This is a genomic window from Actinocatenispora rupis, assembly GCF_016861975.1.
GTDB classification, from domain to species: domain Bacteria; phylum Actinomycetota; class Actinomycetes; order Mycobacteriales; family Micromonosporaceae; genus Actinocatenispora; species Actinocatenispora rupis.
In genome coordinates, this window is sequence record NZ_BOMB01000055.1 from 35347 (window position 1) to 49966 (window position 14620).

General features: G+C 73.9%; 15 protein-coding genes. 9 read left to right on the forward strand and 6 right to left on the reverse strand.

The window, feature by feature from the left end; all coding sequences use genetic code 11:
- Positions 1-181: 181 nt before the first annotated feature.
- The 7 genes from Aru02nite_RS35535 to Aru02nite_RS35565 all read left to right on the forward strand — a co-directional run bounded on the left by Aru02nite_RS35535 (position 182) and on the right by Aru02nite_RS35565 (position 6653).
- Complete coding sequence (locus Aru02nite_RS35535) at positions 182-652, forward strand: (2Fe-2S)-binding protein (protein ID WP_203664937.1); 471 nt, start codon at positions 182-184, stop codon at positions 650-652.
- Positions 649-3021 (forward strand): xanthine dehydrogenase family protein molybdopterin-binding subunit, encoded by a 2373-nt coding sequence (locus Aru02nite_RS35540; RefSeq protein ID WP_203664938.1) that lies wholly within the window; start codon positions 649-651, stop codon positions 3019-3021. Before Aru02nite_RS35535 ends, Aru02nite_RS35540 begins: the two co-directional genes overlap by 4 nt.
- Positions 3018-3869, forward strand: a complete 852-nt coding sequence (locus Aru02nite_RS35545) for an FAD binding domain-containing protein (protein ID WP_203664939.1) — start codon at positions 3018-3020, stop codon at positions 3867-3869. The genes Aru02nite_RS35540 and Aru02nite_RS35545 overlap by 4 nt, the downstream gene beginning before the upstream one ends.
- A 2-nt stretch (positions 3870-3871) precedes the next feature.
- Positions 3872-4549: an SRPBCC family protein gene (locus Aru02nite_RS35550; RefSeq protein ID WP_239077167.1), complete on the forward strand. Its 678-nt coding sequence runs from the start codon at positions 3872-3874 to the stop codon at positions 4547-4549.
- A 131-nt stretch (positions 4550-4680) separates the two neighbouring features.
- Positions 4681-5262, forward strand: a complete 582-nt coding sequence (locus tag Aru02nite_RS35555; protein WP_203664941.1) for a ClpP family protease — start codon at positions 4681-4683, stop codon at positions 5260-5262.
- A gap of 49 nt (positions 5263-5311) precedes the next feature.
- Positions 5312-6151, forward strand: coding sequence for a serine hydrolase (locus Aru02nite_RS35560; RefSeq protein WP_239077166.1), 840 nt, complete (start codon positions 5312-5314; stop codon positions 6149-6151).
- 100 nt (positions 6152-6251) lie between these two features.
- Positions 6252-6653, forward strand: coding sequence for a hypothetical protein (locus tag Aru02nite_RS35565; RefSeq protein ID WP_203664943.1), 402 nt, complete (start codon positions 6252-6254; stop codon positions 6651-6653).
- A 436-nt stretch (positions 6654-7089) separates the two neighbouring features.
- On the opposite strand, the gene Aru02nite_RS35570 is transcribed toward Aru02nite_RS35565, so the two are convergent.
- The 6 genes from Aru02nite_RS35570 to Aru02nite_RS35595 form a co-directional block, all read right to left on the reverse strand.
- Positions 7090-8334: an AI-2E family transporter gene (locus tag Aru02nite_RS35570; RefSeq protein WP_203664944.1), complete on the reverse strand. Its 1245-nt coding sequence runs from the start codon at positions 8332-8334 to the stop codon at positions 7090-7092.
- On the reverse strand, positions 8331-8915 hold the full coding sequence (locus tag Aru02nite_RS35575; protein ID WP_203664945.1) for a DUF6069 family protein: 585 nt from the start codon (positions 8913-8915) through the stop codon (positions 8331-8333). The genes Aru02nite_RS35570 and Aru02nite_RS35575 overlap by 4 nt, the downstream gene beginning before the upstream one ends.
- A gap of 64 nt (positions 8916-8979) precedes the next feature.
- Positions 8980-9636: a GAP family protein gene (locus tag Aru02nite_RS35580; protein ID WP_203664946.1), complete on the reverse strand. Its 657-nt coding sequence runs from the start codon at positions 9634-9636 to the stop codon at positions 8980-8982.
- A gap of 4 nt (positions 9637-9640) precedes the next feature.
- On the reverse strand, positions 9641-10153 hold the full coding sequence (locus Aru02nite_RS35585; protein WP_203664947.1) for a DUF1269 domain-containing protein: 513 nt from the start codon (positions 10151-10153) through the stop codon (positions 9641-9643).
- A 78-nt stretch (positions 10154-10231) separates the two neighbouring features.
- The gene (locus tag Aru02nite_RS35590) at positions 10232-10933 is read right to left on the reverse strand and encodes an HdeD family acid-resistance protein (RefSeq protein WP_203664948.1); all 702 of its coding nucleotides are present in this window, start codon (positions 10931-10933) and stop codon (positions 10232-10234) included.
- Between the two features lie 114 nt (positions 10934-11047).
- Complete coding sequence (locus Aru02nite_RS35595) at positions 11048-11692, reverse strand: DedA family protein (RefSeq protein ID WP_203664949.1); 645 nt, start codon at positions 11690-11692, stop codon at positions 11048-11050.
- 442 nt (positions 11693-12134) lie between these two features.
- Here Aru02nite_RS35595 and Aru02nite_RS35600 point away from each other — a divergent pair, with 442 nt between their 5' ends.
- Both Aru02nite_RS35600 and Aru02nite_RS35605 read left to right on the forward strand, forming a co-directional pair.
- Positions 12135-13799, forward strand: coding sequence for a glycosyltransferase family protein (locus Aru02nite_RS35600; protein ID WP_203664950.1), 1665 nt, complete (start codon positions 12135-12137; stop codon positions 13797-13799).
- A 61-nt stretch (positions 13800-13860) separates the two neighbouring features.
- Positions 13861-14620: polysaccharide deacetylase family protein (locus Aru02nite_RS35605; RefSeq protein WP_203664951.1), on the forward strand; the 760-nt coding region annotated here is incomplete at its 3' end.

Below are 14620 nucleotides of genomic sequence, written 5' to 3' on the forward strand. Positions count from 1 at the left end.
CGCGGGCCGTGTGGCCGATCGTGCGGACACCCCTTCGGGCCGACCTTGCGCGATCGGGCGGAGAGGGATCAACTGGGTGCGTAGCGTCTGGACTGAGCCCCGCCGTGACCACCCGGGGCTCGAAGGCCGGCCGGCCCCCGCGCCACAGCGCCCGGGGCTGACCCGAGACTCGGGAGGGCCGATGACCCGGATCAGCGTGACCGTCGACGGGGTGGAGTCCACCGACGAGGTCGAACCGAGAACCCTGCTGGTGCAGTACCTGCGGGAGGCGCGCGGGCGTACGGGCACGCCGGTCGGGTGCGACACCAGCAACTGCGGCGCCTGCACGGTACTGGTCGACGGCCGGGCGGTGAAGAGCTGCGCGCTGCTGGCGGTACAGGCCGACGGCCGCGAGGTGACCACCGTGCAGGGCCTGTCGAACGGCGCGCTGCACCCCGTGCAGCGGGCGTTCCACGAGCGGCACGCGCTCCAGTGCGGGTACTGCACCCCCGGCATGATCATGGCCGCGGTCGACCTGCTGCGCGAGACGCCCGACCCCACCGAGCAGGAGGTACGCGAGGGCCTGGAGGGCAACCTCTGCCGGTGCACCGGGTACCAGAACATCGTGGCCGCGGTACGTGACGCCGCGGCGGAACTGCGGGGTGCGTCGTGACCGCCACCCAGGACACCGGCACCCGCGAGGTCGGTACGGCCCGGCGCCGCAAGGAGGACGCGCACCTCATCACCGGCCAGACCACGTGGACCGACAACATCCAGCTCGCGGGTACGGTGCACGCCGCGCTGCTGCGCAGCCCGATGGCGCACGCCCGGATCCGGGTGGACGTGTCCGCGGCACGCAACGAGCCGGGCGTGGTCGCCGCGTACAGCGGGGCGGACCTGGCCGACGAGCTGGCCGGGCTGCCGTCCGCCTGGCAGGTCACGCCGGACTGGGTGGCGCCGGAACACAAGCCGCTCGCCACCGACGAGGTCCGGTACGCGGGCGACGCGGTCGCGGTGGTCGTCGCGGACACCCGGGCGCACGCGGTCGACGCGCTCGACGCGATCGAGGTGGACTACGAGCCGCTGCCGGTCGTACTCGACATGGAACGCGCGATGGCCGACGACTCGCCGCTGGTGCACTCCGACGCCGGCACCAACGTCTGCTTCCGGTACTCCGACACGTTCGGCGACGTGGCGGGCGCGTTCGCGGACGCCCCGCTCCACATCACCCGCCGGTACGTGCAGCAGCGGCTGGTGCCGTGCGCGATGGAGCCGCGGTCGGTGGTGGTGGCGCCGGTACCGGCGGCCGGCGAGTACACGGTGTGGTCGTCGACGCAGATCCCGCACTTCGTCCGGCTGTTCCTGGCGCTGTTGACGGGGGTGTCGGAGTCCCGGATCCGGGTGATCGCACCGGACGTGGGCGGCGGGTTCGGCTCCAAGCTCGACATCTACGCCGAGGAGCTGCTGACGTTCACGCTGGCGCGGAAGCTGGGCCGGCCGGTGAAGTGGACGGAGACGCGCAGCGAGGCGTTCCAGGCGACGATCCACGGCCGGGACCAGATCCAGGACCTCGACCTGGCCTGCGACGCCGACGGACGGATCCGCGGGCTGCGGGTCAACCTGCTCGCCGACATGGGCGCGTACCTGCAGCTGCTGACGCCGGCGATCCCGTTGCTGGGCCGGGCCATGTTCCCCGGCATCTACAAGATGGACGCGTACGAGTTCGGCTGCGTCGGCGTGTTCACCGACAAGACGCCGACCGACGCGTACCGGGGGGCGGGGCGGCCGGAGGCGACGTTCGCGATCGAGCGGCTGCTCGACGAGCTGGCCGCCGAACTGCACGTCGACCCGCTGGAGATCCGGCGCCGCAACTGGATCCGGCACGAGGAGTTCCCGTACGACCAGATCGCCGGCCTGACGTACGACTCGGGCAACTACGAGGCGGCCACGGCCCGCGCCACCGAGCTGTTCGACTACGCCGGCCTGCGCGCGGAGCAGGCCCGCCGCCGGGAGGCGCACGACCCGGTACAGCTCGGCATCGGCGTGTCGACGTACACGGAGATGTGCGGGCTGGCGCCGTCCCGCTGGCTCGGCGACCGCGGGTACGCCGGCGGCGGCTGGGAGGCCGCGTCGGTACGGCTGCTGCCGACCGGGAAGGTCGAGGCCGTCGTCGGTACCAGCCCGCACGGGCAGGGCCACGTGACCACGTTCAGCCAGATCGTGGCCGACACCCTCGGCGTACCGTTCGACGACGTCGAGGTGGTGCACGGGGACACGGCCGCCGCGCCCGCCGGCCTCGACACGTACGGGTCGCGGTCGCTGGCGGTGGGCGGCGTCGCGGTGTGGCGGGCCGCGCAACGGGTGCGGGACAAGGCGAAGACGCTCGCCGCGCACCTGCTGGAGGTGTCCGAGGACGACCTGGACTTCGACGGCGGCAGCTTCGCCGTCCGCGGTACGCCGGGCGCCACGAAGACGATCCAGGAGGTGGCGTTCGCCGCGTTCGCCGCGCACTCGATACCGGAGGGGTTCGAGCCGACGCTGTCGGCGGACTTCGTCCTGGAGCCCGACGACTTCTCCTTCCCGCACGGCACGCACCTGTGCGCGGTCGACGTGGACACCGAGACCGGCCGCGTCACGATCCGCCGGTACGTGGCGGTCGACGACGTCGGGAAGGTGGTCAACCCGCTGATCGTGGAGGGCCAGGTGCACGGCGGGCTGGCGCAGGGCATCGCGCAGGCGCTGCACGAGATCGCCGTGTACGACGAGGACGGCAACCTGACGACCGGCACGATGGTCGACTACACGCCGCCGAGCGCGGCGGACCTGCCGTCGTTCACGACCGACCGTACGGAGACGCCGTCGACGACGAATCCGTTGGGGGTCAAGGGAGTCGGCGAGGCCGGTACGATCGCGTCCACGCCGGCGGTGGTCAACGCGGTCGTCGACGCGCTCCGCCCGTACGGGGTGACCGACGTGCCGATGCCGTGCACGCCGGAACGCGTCTGGCGCGCGATCCACGAGGCGCAGGGAGGTACGTCATGATCCCGGTCGGCTTCGAGTACTCGCGTCCGTCCACTGTGGAGGAAGCGGTGGCGGCGCTGGCGGCGGACCCGGACGCGAAGGTCCTCGCCGGCGGTCAGAGCCTGCTGCCGGTGCTCCGGCTCCGGCTCGCCGCCCCGACCACGCTGGTCGACCTGCGCGACGTGGAGTCGCTGCACGGCGTCCGGGTGGCCGGCGACGACCTCGTCATCGGCGCGATGACCACGCACGACGAGATCCTGCACGACGCGCGGGTCGCCGAGCACGCGCCGCTGATCGCCGCGGCCACCGCGACCGTCGGCGACCGCCAGGTACGCCACCTCGGCACGTTCGGCGGGTCGCTGTCGCACGCCGACCCGGCCGGCGACCTGCCCGCGGTGGCGTGCGCGCTGGACGCCACGATGGTCGCGGTCGGGCCGAACGGCCGGCGCGAGATCCCCGCCGCCGACTTCTTCGTCGACTACCTGACGACGGCGCTGGCACCGGACGAGATCCTCGTCGAGGTACGGGTGCCGGACACCGCCGGCTGGGGCCACCGGTACGAGAAGTTCAACCGGATGGCGCAGGCGTGGTCGATCGTCGGCGTCGCCGCCCTGGTACGCCGGGTCGACGGCGGGGTGACCGACACCCGGGTGGCGTTGACGAACATGGGCCGGCGGCCGGTGCGCGCGACGGCGGTCGAGCGGGCGCTCACCGGTACCGCCGGGGACGCGGGCGCGGTGACGGCGGCGGCCGGGCACGCGGACGAGGGCGCGGAACCGCCGAGCGACGTCAACGGCGCCGCCGACTACCGCGCCCACCTGTCCCGGGTGCTGACCCGCAGGGCGCTGACCGTCGCGGTCGGGGCGTGACCATGGAACTGACGAACACGTTCACCGTGCCGGCGCCGGTCGACGAGGCGTGGGCCAGGCTGCTGGACGTACCGGCGATCGCGCCGTGCCTGCCGGGCGCCACGCTGACCGACTCCGACGGCGACTCCTTCACCGGTACGGTCAAGGTCAAGCTCGGTCCGATCTCCTTGACGTACAAGGGAACCGGGCGGATCGCGGAGCGGGACGACGCGGCGCACCGGGCCGTCATCGAGGCGTCGGGCCGGGAGACCCGCGGCCCCGGTACGGCCAGCGCCACCATCACCGCGACCCTCGCACCCGAGGGCGACGGTACCCGGGTCGACGTGCACACCGACCTGGCGGTGACCGGGCGGCCGGCGCAGTTCGGGCGGGGCATGCTCGGCGACGTGAGCGCGCGGCTGCTGGACCAGTTCGCCGCCTGCCTGGCCGACCAGCTCCGGCCGTCCGCGCCGGAACCGGCGACGGCACCGGTCGCGAGCGGTACGGCGCCGGTGGCCGACGTTCCGGCGACGGCGCCCGAACACGCGGCCGTACCGGAGGAGGCGGCGCCGATCGACCTGTTCGAGGTGACCGGGGCGCGCGAGACGCTGCAACGCGCCCTGCCGTACGTGGCGGCGTTCGCGGTCGGCGTGCTCGTCGCCGCGGTCGTCGGGCGGCTCCGCCGCGGCCGTACCGGCTGAGCCCCGGATCCGTTGCGCTGACAGCGGAATCGCTGACAGCGAACGGTACTTCCGCGCCCGCCGCGGCCACCCGTAGCGTCGCGGTGGGTGCCGTCCGGCGCCCGGTCGCCGAGACGAGGGCAGGTCACGCCATGGCGGACGAGAACGGCAGCGGCGTCGGGGACGCGGTGTTCCGACGGCTGCTGTCCGAGCGCATCATCTTCCTCGGCGCGGAGGTCGAGCAGGCCAACGCGAACGCGATCTGCGCGCAGATCCTGCTGCTGTCCGCGGAGGACCCCACCCGCGACATCCAGCTGTACATCAACTCGCCGGGCGGCTCCGTCACCGCCGGCATGGCCGTGTACGACACGATGCAGCTCGTCCCCGCCGACGTCGCGACGTACGCGGTGGGGCTGGCGGGGTCGATGGCGCAGACGCTGCTGTGCGCCGGTGCCCCCGGCAAGCGGTACGCGTTGCCGCACGCGCGGATCCTCATGCACCAGATCTCCGGCGGCGTCGGCGGCACGGCCGCGGACGTGGCGATCCAGGCGGAGAACATGCTGTACATGAAGCGGCAGAACCAGGAGGTCATCGCCCGGCACACCGGCCAGCCGGTGGAGCGGATCGCCGCCGACGCCGACCGGGACCGCTGGTTCACCGCCGACGAGGCCCGGGAGTACGGGATGGTGGACCACGTGCTCGCCAGCGTCGATGAGCTCCCCTCGCTCGGCTGACCACACCGTCGCCGTACGGTGGGGCGACGGGCGATCCGGGGAGGCAGCCGTGCCGGTACGAACGAACGCGCGCGCCACCGTGCGCGCGGCGTACCGGCGGCGGTCCCGGACCGCGGGCGGCACCTGGCACGCGTACGTCTCCGTCACCGGGCCGGACGGCGCGCCGACCGTCGCGGTCGACGACGACGCGACCGCCACGGTGCAGGCGTACAGCGTGAACAAGGTGGCGGTCGCGGTCGCCGTACTGGACACGGTGGACCGCGGCCGGCTCGCCCTGGACCGCACCGTCGAGGTCACCGCCGACCTCGTCGTACCGGGCGGCGACGGGGTGTTCGGCCTCGACGGCGCCTACCCCAGCCGCGTCACCGTCGGGCACGCGCTCGCCACCCTGCTCACCGTGTCCGACGACACCGCCGTACGGCTGTGCGGGCTCGTCACGCCCGCCGCCGAGATCAACGACGTGCTCGCCGCGAAGGGCTTCCCCGACACGCGGGTCGAACCCGCCGCCGACCCGCACCGGTTCCACCTCGGCACCACCACCGCGCGGCAGACCCACGACCTGCTGTGGGCGCTCGCGGCCGGCACCCTGCTCTCCCCCGCCAGCACCGCGTACCTGCTGGGTGTGCTGCGCTCGCCGATCGCCTACACCGACGGGATCCGGCGCACCATGTCGTCCGACGAACGGCACCGCGTCGCCACCAAGGCCGGCTGGTACGCCGACGGCCGGCACGAGGCCGGCATCGTGTTCGACCCCGCCGGCCGCCCGGCCCTCACGTACGCGCTGTTCGCGTACGGCCAGGGCGACGCCGGCAACCTCGGCGCCACGCACCCCGCCACCCACGCCCGCGCCGGCCTCGGCCGCACCTTCCTCGACGCCACCACCACCTGACCCCGCGTACTTTGTCGGATCCTGGTCCGTTCGCGGCGCTGTGCCCGGATCCGCACGTACCCTGTCGGTTTCCGACACCCACACCACCACGGGGGACACAGTGCGGACACTGGCCACGACCGTCGCCGCCGCAACCGTCTGCGCGCTCACCGCGTGCGGCAGCACCACCGACCCCACCACCGACCCGACCCCCCGGTACGCCACGCCCAGCGCCACCGATCCCCTCGTCGCCCGCGCCCGGGCACACGGCACCGTCCGCGTCACCGTCGTCCTCGACATCGCCTGGCAGCCCGAATCCGGCCTGACCGCCGCGCAGATCTCCCGCCAGCGCACCGCGATCGCCGACGCCGAGGACACCCTCCTCGCCCAACTCAGCCCCTACCGCTACCACCTCGTCTCCCGCTCCCGCACCGAACCTCGCCTCACCCTCGACGCCGACGCCCCCGCCACCACCCACCTCCGCCACAGCGCCCTGGTAGCCACCCTCACCCCCACCCCCTGACCCCGGGAGCGGTGCGGTCTCCCCGGGGCATCAGCACCCGCGAACGAGCGTCAGGTGGGTGGCGCAGTGCGTGGCTGGTGTGGTTTCCCCGGGTATCAGCACTCGTGAACGAGCAGCACGCGGGCGACGAGGTGTCGTGGTGGCGCTGTTTTCCCGGGGTGTCAGGACTGGTGAACAGCGTCTCGCGGGGAACAGGTGACCGTGGCTGGGAGGCACCCCGCCTACTTCGGGGGGTTTCCAAAGGGGGGTTGCCCCCCTTTGGCAGGAGAGAGCGCGAGAGAGGACGGAGTCCTCTCTCGCACCCCCAGGCCCCGGCCCGGGGCGGCGAACACCGGGGTGACACGGCACGGCAACGCGCGCCATCCCGTACCACTGGAGTCCCGCAGCACGGGAAGCGCCCCCGGCACCCACGCTGGCGTACAAGAAAAGAATCGGCTCACCGGTCGGCCGCACCATCGCCGTCATCGCCGCCGGAGCCGGAGCCAGGGCCCGAGTCGTCGCCAGGAACGGAGCCCGAATTGTTGCCACGGGCGGAGTTCCGGTCCGAGTCGTCGCCAGGAACGGAGCCGGAGTCGTTGCCACGGGCGGAGTTCCGGTCGGGCGGGGAGTCCGGTGCGGGGCCGGCGCGGGCGAAGCGGTCGCGGAAGGCGTACCGGATGACGACCTGCAGGGCGGCGGCGACGGGCAGCGCGGCGACGGCGCCCACGAGCCCGCCGGCCGCCCCGCCGATGAGCGCGGCGATGAACGCGGACAGCGGGGACAGCGCGGTGGCCTGCGCGAGGATGCGCGGCGCGAGCAGGTAGTTCTCGACCTGTTGGTACGCAACGAAGAACGCGACGGTGCCGAGGGCGACGCCGAGGGAGACGGACAGTGCCATGAGCGCGCCGAGGATGGCGCCGAGCGTGGCGCCGACCTGGGGTACGAGGTCGAGTACGGCGACGCCGAGGGCGATGAGCGCCGGGTACGGGACGCCGACGATGAGGAAGAAGACGTACGCGCTGCCGCCGGCGGCGAGGCAGATGACGAGCTGCCCGGTGATGTACCCGCCGACCTTGCCGAGCGCCTCGTCGAGTACGGCGGCCTTCTCGGCGGATCCGAGCAGGGTGCCGATGTTGGCGACGATGCGCGGCAGGGCGAGCATGAAGTACACGGTGAGGGCGGCGATGGTGAGCACGCTGAACACGAGGCCGAACAGCTTGCTCAGCAACCCGAAGAGGGCGCCGACGCCGGACGTGAGGAGTTCGGGGAGCTTGCCGAGGCCGTTCTGGACGGCGGACTGGATCCGCGGGTCGGACAGGTACCGGCCGAGCGCGGTGGAGCGGTCGCCGACGTCGTGCGCGAACCGTTCGACGATCGCGGGCAGCGAGTCGACGAACTGGCCGAACTGCCGTACGGCGGGGATCAGGGCGACGACGGCCATCCCGACGACGGCCGCGGTGAGGCCGACGCAGACGACGAGTACGGCGAAGCCACGCCGGCGTACGAGCCGCTGCACCCACCGTACGAGCGGGTCCAGTCCGGCCGCCAGGAGGAAGCTGAGGAAGATCAGCACCAGTACGGCGCGGGCCTGGACCACGAGCGCGGCGACACCGATGGTCAGCAGTACGACCGCGGTGATCGTCGCGTACCGCCACGGCCAACCGCGCAGGCCGCGGTGCGGCTCCGGCGGCGGTGGGGTCACGCGACCGGACGCTGGCCCGGGCGTTCGATCGCGGTCCGCGCGGTGCCCGACACCAGCGCCGTGATGGCGATTCCGATGACGAGGTTCGCGACGGCGGTGGCGCCCTTCGCCTCCCAGCTCTGGGTGGTGAGCAGCGGCGCGAGCGTCACGATCGCCGTGCACAGCCCGCCGATCCAGCCGAAGTAGAAGAAGGGCCGGGGCGTACCGATGAGCAGCAGGTGCATGACGCCGGTGGCGAGGATCGCGGCGACGGCCGCGGCCAGCGCGTACCCGATGGCGGTGCCCTGGAAGACGGCGCCGCCGGGCTTCACGCCGAGCATCGGCAGGTTCAGCAGCCCCCGCACGATCAGGAACGCCACGACCGCCACGCCCGCGGCGATGACGGCGGCGACCGCACCACCGGTCCACAGCCGGCTGCCGTTGACCCGCGGCCGGTCGGTACGGGGGGTGCCACCTGGGGCGTACGCGCCGGGCGGCCCGGACGCCGGGACGTACTCGCCCGGCTGTTCCGGTCCGTACGCGGGCATCTTCGTCGTGCGGTCCTCCGGCCGTTGCGGCTGGGCCGAGCCATACCAGGTCACGTCCGCCACCTCCTGCCTAACAGGATCGTGGGATCACGGTCCGTGCGCAGCGAAACGCTCCGAATCAGGTCAACAGGAGCGCCGCGTACCCGACGGAGAGCCAGAACCGTACGGCCGGTGCCGGCCAGATCACCGTGCCCCGCAGGTGGTGCATGCGGACCGTCGCCGACCAGCCCCAGCCGAGCGCCACCACCAGCGGTACCGCCACGCCGAGGGTGCCGCCCAGCGCCAGCAGCGCCACCGCGAGCAGGTCGGTACGCCGGTCGGTGCCGGTGCCGGCGAGCACCACCGCCGCCGCCACGAGCAGTACGAGGTTGAGCGGGTCGCGCAGCAGCAGGCCGGCGGCGAACGGGCCGACCCGGCGCACCGGCAGCGTGCCGACCGGGTACAGCCAGCCGGGCGGCTGCCAGCCGCGGTCCCGGCGCCGGCTTGCCATGCCCCAGCCGTACAGGAGGGCGACGGCGACCAGCGCCGCGCCGAGCGCCACCGTCAGCCAGGTCGTGGCGCCGTCGGGCAGCCGCGCGCCGGGCGAGGAGTACCGGAGGGCGAGGGTGAGCAGCAGGCACACCACGGCACCGGCCAGCCACCAGAAGAGGACGAACAGTCCGGCGCGCAGCCGGCCGTCCGCGCCCATCAGCAGGACCGCGACGGCCACCGCGGGCAGCGGGGAGACGAGCAGCCCCACCGCGTACGGCAGGACGGCGAGCAGCGTGGCGCCCATGCAGTCAGTGCGCCGAGGCCCGCGCCGCCGCCACGGTGTTGCGCAGCTGCTGCTCGGCCTCCGCGCTCAGGGACGTCCGCAGGATGTGCCCGGCCAGCCCGTCGGCGGCCAGTTCGTCGGCCACCCGGTCCACCGCCACGTGCTCGACCAGCAGGAACAGCGCGGCGGTGCCGGGCCGCAGGAACTCGCCCACGTCCTTCATGAACCCGTCGTCCACGCCCACGTCGGTGAACCGGCCGGCGACCGCGCCGCCGGCCGCGCCCACCGCCATGCCCAGCAGCGGCGCCAGGAACAGCAGCCCGATCAGCCCGCCCCAGAGCGCCCCGCCGACCGCACCCAGCCCCGTCGTACTGCGCATCTGGTGCAGCGTCACCCGGCCGTCGGTACGGGCCTCGACGATCGCCGCGTCCCGTACCGTGACCAGTTCCGCGCGCTGCAACTGCAGGATCCGGTCCCGCGCCGTCCGTGCGGTACGCACGTCGGGATACCCGATCGCCACGAGCTCGCTCATCGTCATCCCCCCGTCGTACCGACCATAGGGACGACTCCGGGCGTACCGCACGCGAACGGCGGGATCGGTTGCCCGGTAAGCGAATCAGCTCTCGGTCGGGTGCGCGGGACGCGGCTGGTCCGCCGCACTGTGCCCCATCGGTACGTGCGGGCGGTCGGGCGTGGCGCCACGCGCGCCCGGCTCGTTGCCCGGCCACGTGGACCGTTCCCCGGCGTCCACCATCGCCTCCGCGGCGTCACCGACCCGGTCCGCGGCCGACCGTACGGAGAACGCCAGGATGATCTCGGTGATTCCGCGCATCATGGCACCGAAGCCGACCCACAGGACGAGCAGCACCGCCGAGCGCCCCGTGTACCCGACGGCCCAGAACGCCAGCCCGATCTCCAGCGCACCGGTGATCAGCCGCAGCCACCACAGGTCCACCCGGACCGCGAGCGACAGTACGACGTCGAAGATGCCCTTGAACAGCAGGAACCAGCCGACTACCCGGGCCAGTGTCACGAACGTCGGCCCGGGCCAGGCGAACGCCGCCACGGCACCGGCCACGAACAGCACGCCGAGCGCCACGTGCGCCCAGCGCCAGGACCGGGTCATCGCCGCGATCATGAACTCGTTCAGCGCGGCGACCAGCGCCACCGTGCCGAACAGGATCGAGATCGCGGCGACGCTCGCCACGTTGAACTGCAGGATGGCGAGCGACAGCAGGATCCACAGCACACCGGTCACGATGAACAGCCACCACGGCCCGATCGCCTCGCGCGCCATCCGGCGTGCGGTCGTCGTCATGTCCGCCCCTTCCCCCGAGGTGCGGCGGGCGACGCCGGTGAAGGTGACACCCGCCCCGTGAACGGGACGCTACCGTGTGCGAGGACCCGATCCGACCGGAACGGCCCGATCGGCTCAACCTCCGTCGATGCCCGCATCCGGACCGGGCACCGCGGACCGGTACCGGCGGCGCCAGCGGACCACCACCAGCGCCACGACGACCGCCGCGGCCAGTACCCCGAGCGCCACCAGACCGCCGGTGCCGACCGCGTCCGCCACCTTCCGGTACGACGCGCCCGCCAGGTATCCGGCGAGGACGAACGTGGCACCCCAACTCGCCGCCGCCGGCGCGCTGTGCGCCAGGAACCGGCGGTAGCTCATGCCGGACAGCCCACCGATCCGTGGCACCACCGTACGGAGACCGGTCAGGTAGCGGGCGGCGATCACGGCGAGCCCGCCGTACCGGAGGACGAACGTCTCGGCGCGGTCCCAGCGGCGCCCGCCCACCGTACGGCGCAGCCGGTCCCGGCGGCTCGCCCACCGCCGCCCCAGCAGGAACGCCGCCGTGTCGCCGATCCCGGCACCGACCACTCCGGTCGCGACGGCCACCCACAGCGGCACCGCGCCGAGATGCGCGAGGAAGCCGAGCAGCAGCATCGACCCGACGCTCGGCAGTACGACGCCGACGACCAGCGCCGGTTCGGCCAGCACGACCAGCCCCGGTACGAGGCACATCAGGTACGGCGGGAGCCCCAGGACCCAGTGCGTCAGCAGGCGCACGGCGCACTTCCGGTGCACGTCACCCCTCCACCCTCACCGCCCCGGTACTCCCGGGCATCCGGGCGATACCCCGGGATGACCCCGACCCGGTGCGGTCCGGCGGCCGGTGCCCGAGCGGGCCGGACACCGTTGGGTAAACCAACGGTTTACCCGCCTCTCAGGGTCCGTTGGGGGTAGCCCTACCAGGATTTCAGGGGAAGCCAGCATGGTCCCGGCGGGTGGCTCGCTGAGAAAGTCTTGAGAGCCACCCGGCACCGCGACTCCTGCGGCGCCGGTGATCCCCCAGTCACCTCGGATGGAGTAGTTCACGATGCCCAGCGCCGCCACCGTCGCCGGTTCCCGACGTCCCGAGAACCGGGGCGGCACGACGAAGCTCCGCCCGGGACGGAGACGCCGGAGTACGCCGCCCGCAGCCTGCGACGGCGCCGCACCGCGCCCCCGGGTGTCGATCGTCTCGGCGAGCCTCGGCGGCGGACACGACGCCTGCGCGGCCGAACTCGCCCGCCGTCTCCGCGCCACCGGCTACCAGGTCGACGTGCACGACTACCTGGGCATGTTCCCGTTGCGGTTCGGCTGGTTCGTGCGCCGGCTGTACGCACTGGAGCTGGCCGTCGCGCCGCGCAGCTGGGGCTTCGTGAACTGGCTGCTCGGTACGCGCCCGCTGGTGTGGCTGATCGGGGTGTTCACGATGCTGGCCGCCGGGCGCGCGATGCGCCGCGCGGTCCGCGGTTCCGTCGCCGTCGTGTCGACGTACCTGGGGGCGAACCCGCTGCTCGGCCGGATGCGCCGGCGCAACCTCGACATCCCGGTCCTCACGTACCTCACGGACATCTCCGTCCATCCACTGTGGATAGCCGCCGGCTGCGACACGTACCTGACGCCGCACCGCGTCACCATCGAACGGGCCGTCACCCTCGGCGCCACCGACGTGCGGCTCGTCGGCCCCGCGGTACGGCCCGAGTTCACCGGCGCGGGCGCCGATCCGGGCGACGCGCGCCGCCAGTTCGGCCTGCCGGCGACCGGCCGGCTCGCCCTCGTCGCCGGCGGGGCGTGGGCCGTCGGGGACGTGGCGCGCACCGCCGCCGACATCGCCGCCACCGGCGCGGCCACCCCCGTCGTACTCTGCGCGAACAACGAGGAGCTGCGCGCCGCGATCACCGCGACCGGTACCGGCATCGCGCTCGGCTGGGTCGACGACATGGCCACCCTGATCCGCGCCTGCGACACCGTCGTCACCAACGGCGGCGGCGTCACCGCGGTCGAGGCCACCGAGCTGGGCGTCCCCGTCGTCGTGTACCGGTCGCTGCCCGGCCACGCGCGGGCCAACGCGGCCGCGTTCCAGACCGCCGGCCTCGCCCGCTGGGCACGGTCCGAGGCCGAGCTCGCCGACGCGCTGCGCGCACCCGTGCCCCCGCGTACCGAGCAGGGCGCGCCCGACCCGGCCGCGGTGATCGCCGCCGCGACCGGCCTTCCGGTGCACGTACCGGTGGCGCGCAGGCGGGTCCGCCGGCTGGCCGTGACCGGCGCGCTCGTGGTCGCCGGCGCGTGGCTCGCCACCGGCGGCACCACCGTCGCCGTCGCGCACGGGTTCCAGTCCCTGCGCCCCGACGCCACCGGCGTCTACCTGGTCGTCGACCTGCCCACGGACCGGCCCGCCGGCGCGGACGTCCTCGCCGACCTCGCCGAGATGCACGCCGGCCTCGCCGTCACCCACGACCTCGTCGTACGCCAGCCCGAGACGGTGCGCGCCGCCGCCCGCGCCGGAGTACGGCTGCTCAACGCCGGCTCCGGCCGCCCGTACGAGACCGGCCTGGTGGCCCGGCGGTACGCGATCGGCGACACCGCCCGGCGCGTCCGCGAACTCACCGGCCAGCCGCCGGCGGCGCTGGTGTCCAACGGGGAGATCGACCCGATCGACCTGGCCAGCGCAGCCTGGGTGCACGAGCGCATCCTCGTACCGAACCGGGTCGCGCACGCCGGCACCAGCATCGCCGTCAGCCCCGGCCAGGTCCTGCTGGTCGAGTTCCCCGCCGACGACGCGTCCGTCGACACCGGCCTCGTCGCCGTCGGCCGCAACATCCACTCCCCGGTACTGGAGATCGCGTGAACGCCCACATCCCTTGTGTACCAACGGAAACCGGACAGCACCGGGACGCCGGGAGGACGACATGCTGACCACCCGCACCGCGGTACTCGGGGCCGCCGCCCTCGCCGCCGCCGCGACCCACGCCGCGCCCGCCGTGGCGGCCTGGGCGCTGCCCCGCCGGCTGCTGATGCCCGGCCTGGCCGGCGTCGGCCGGCCCGACCACGTGGCACTGACGTTCGACGACGGACCGGACCCGACCTCCACCCCCGTCATCCTCGACGTACTGGCCCGCGCCGGGGTCCGCGCCACCTTCTTCCTCGTCGGCGCGAACGTCGCCGCCAACCCGGGCCTCGCCGCCGAGATCGCCGCCGCCGGCCACGAACTCGCCGTGCACGGGCTGCGGCACCGGCTGCTCCTCAAGTACCCGCCGGGCCGTACCCACCGCGACCTCGCGTACGCCAAGGCACTCGTCGCCAACGCGGCCGGCGTCGCACCGCGCTGGTTCCGCCCGCCCTTCGGCGTACTCAGCACCGGCGCCGCGGTCGCCGTGCGCCGCCTCGGCATGCGTACGGTGCTGTGGTCGGCGTGGGGACGCGACTGGACCGCCACCGCCACCGGCGAGTCCGTCGCCGACCTCGTCGGCCGCGACCTGCGCGGCGGCGGCACGGTCCTGCTGCACGACACCGCCAGCGACACCGCCGCACCCGAGTCCTGGCGCGCCACCGTCGACGCCGTCCCCCGGGTACTCGACCTGTGCGCCGCCCGCGGCTGGACCGTCGGCCCGCTCCGCGACCACGGCCTGCGCGGGGAGGTCCCCGCACCGCGCGCCCTGGCCGCCTTCG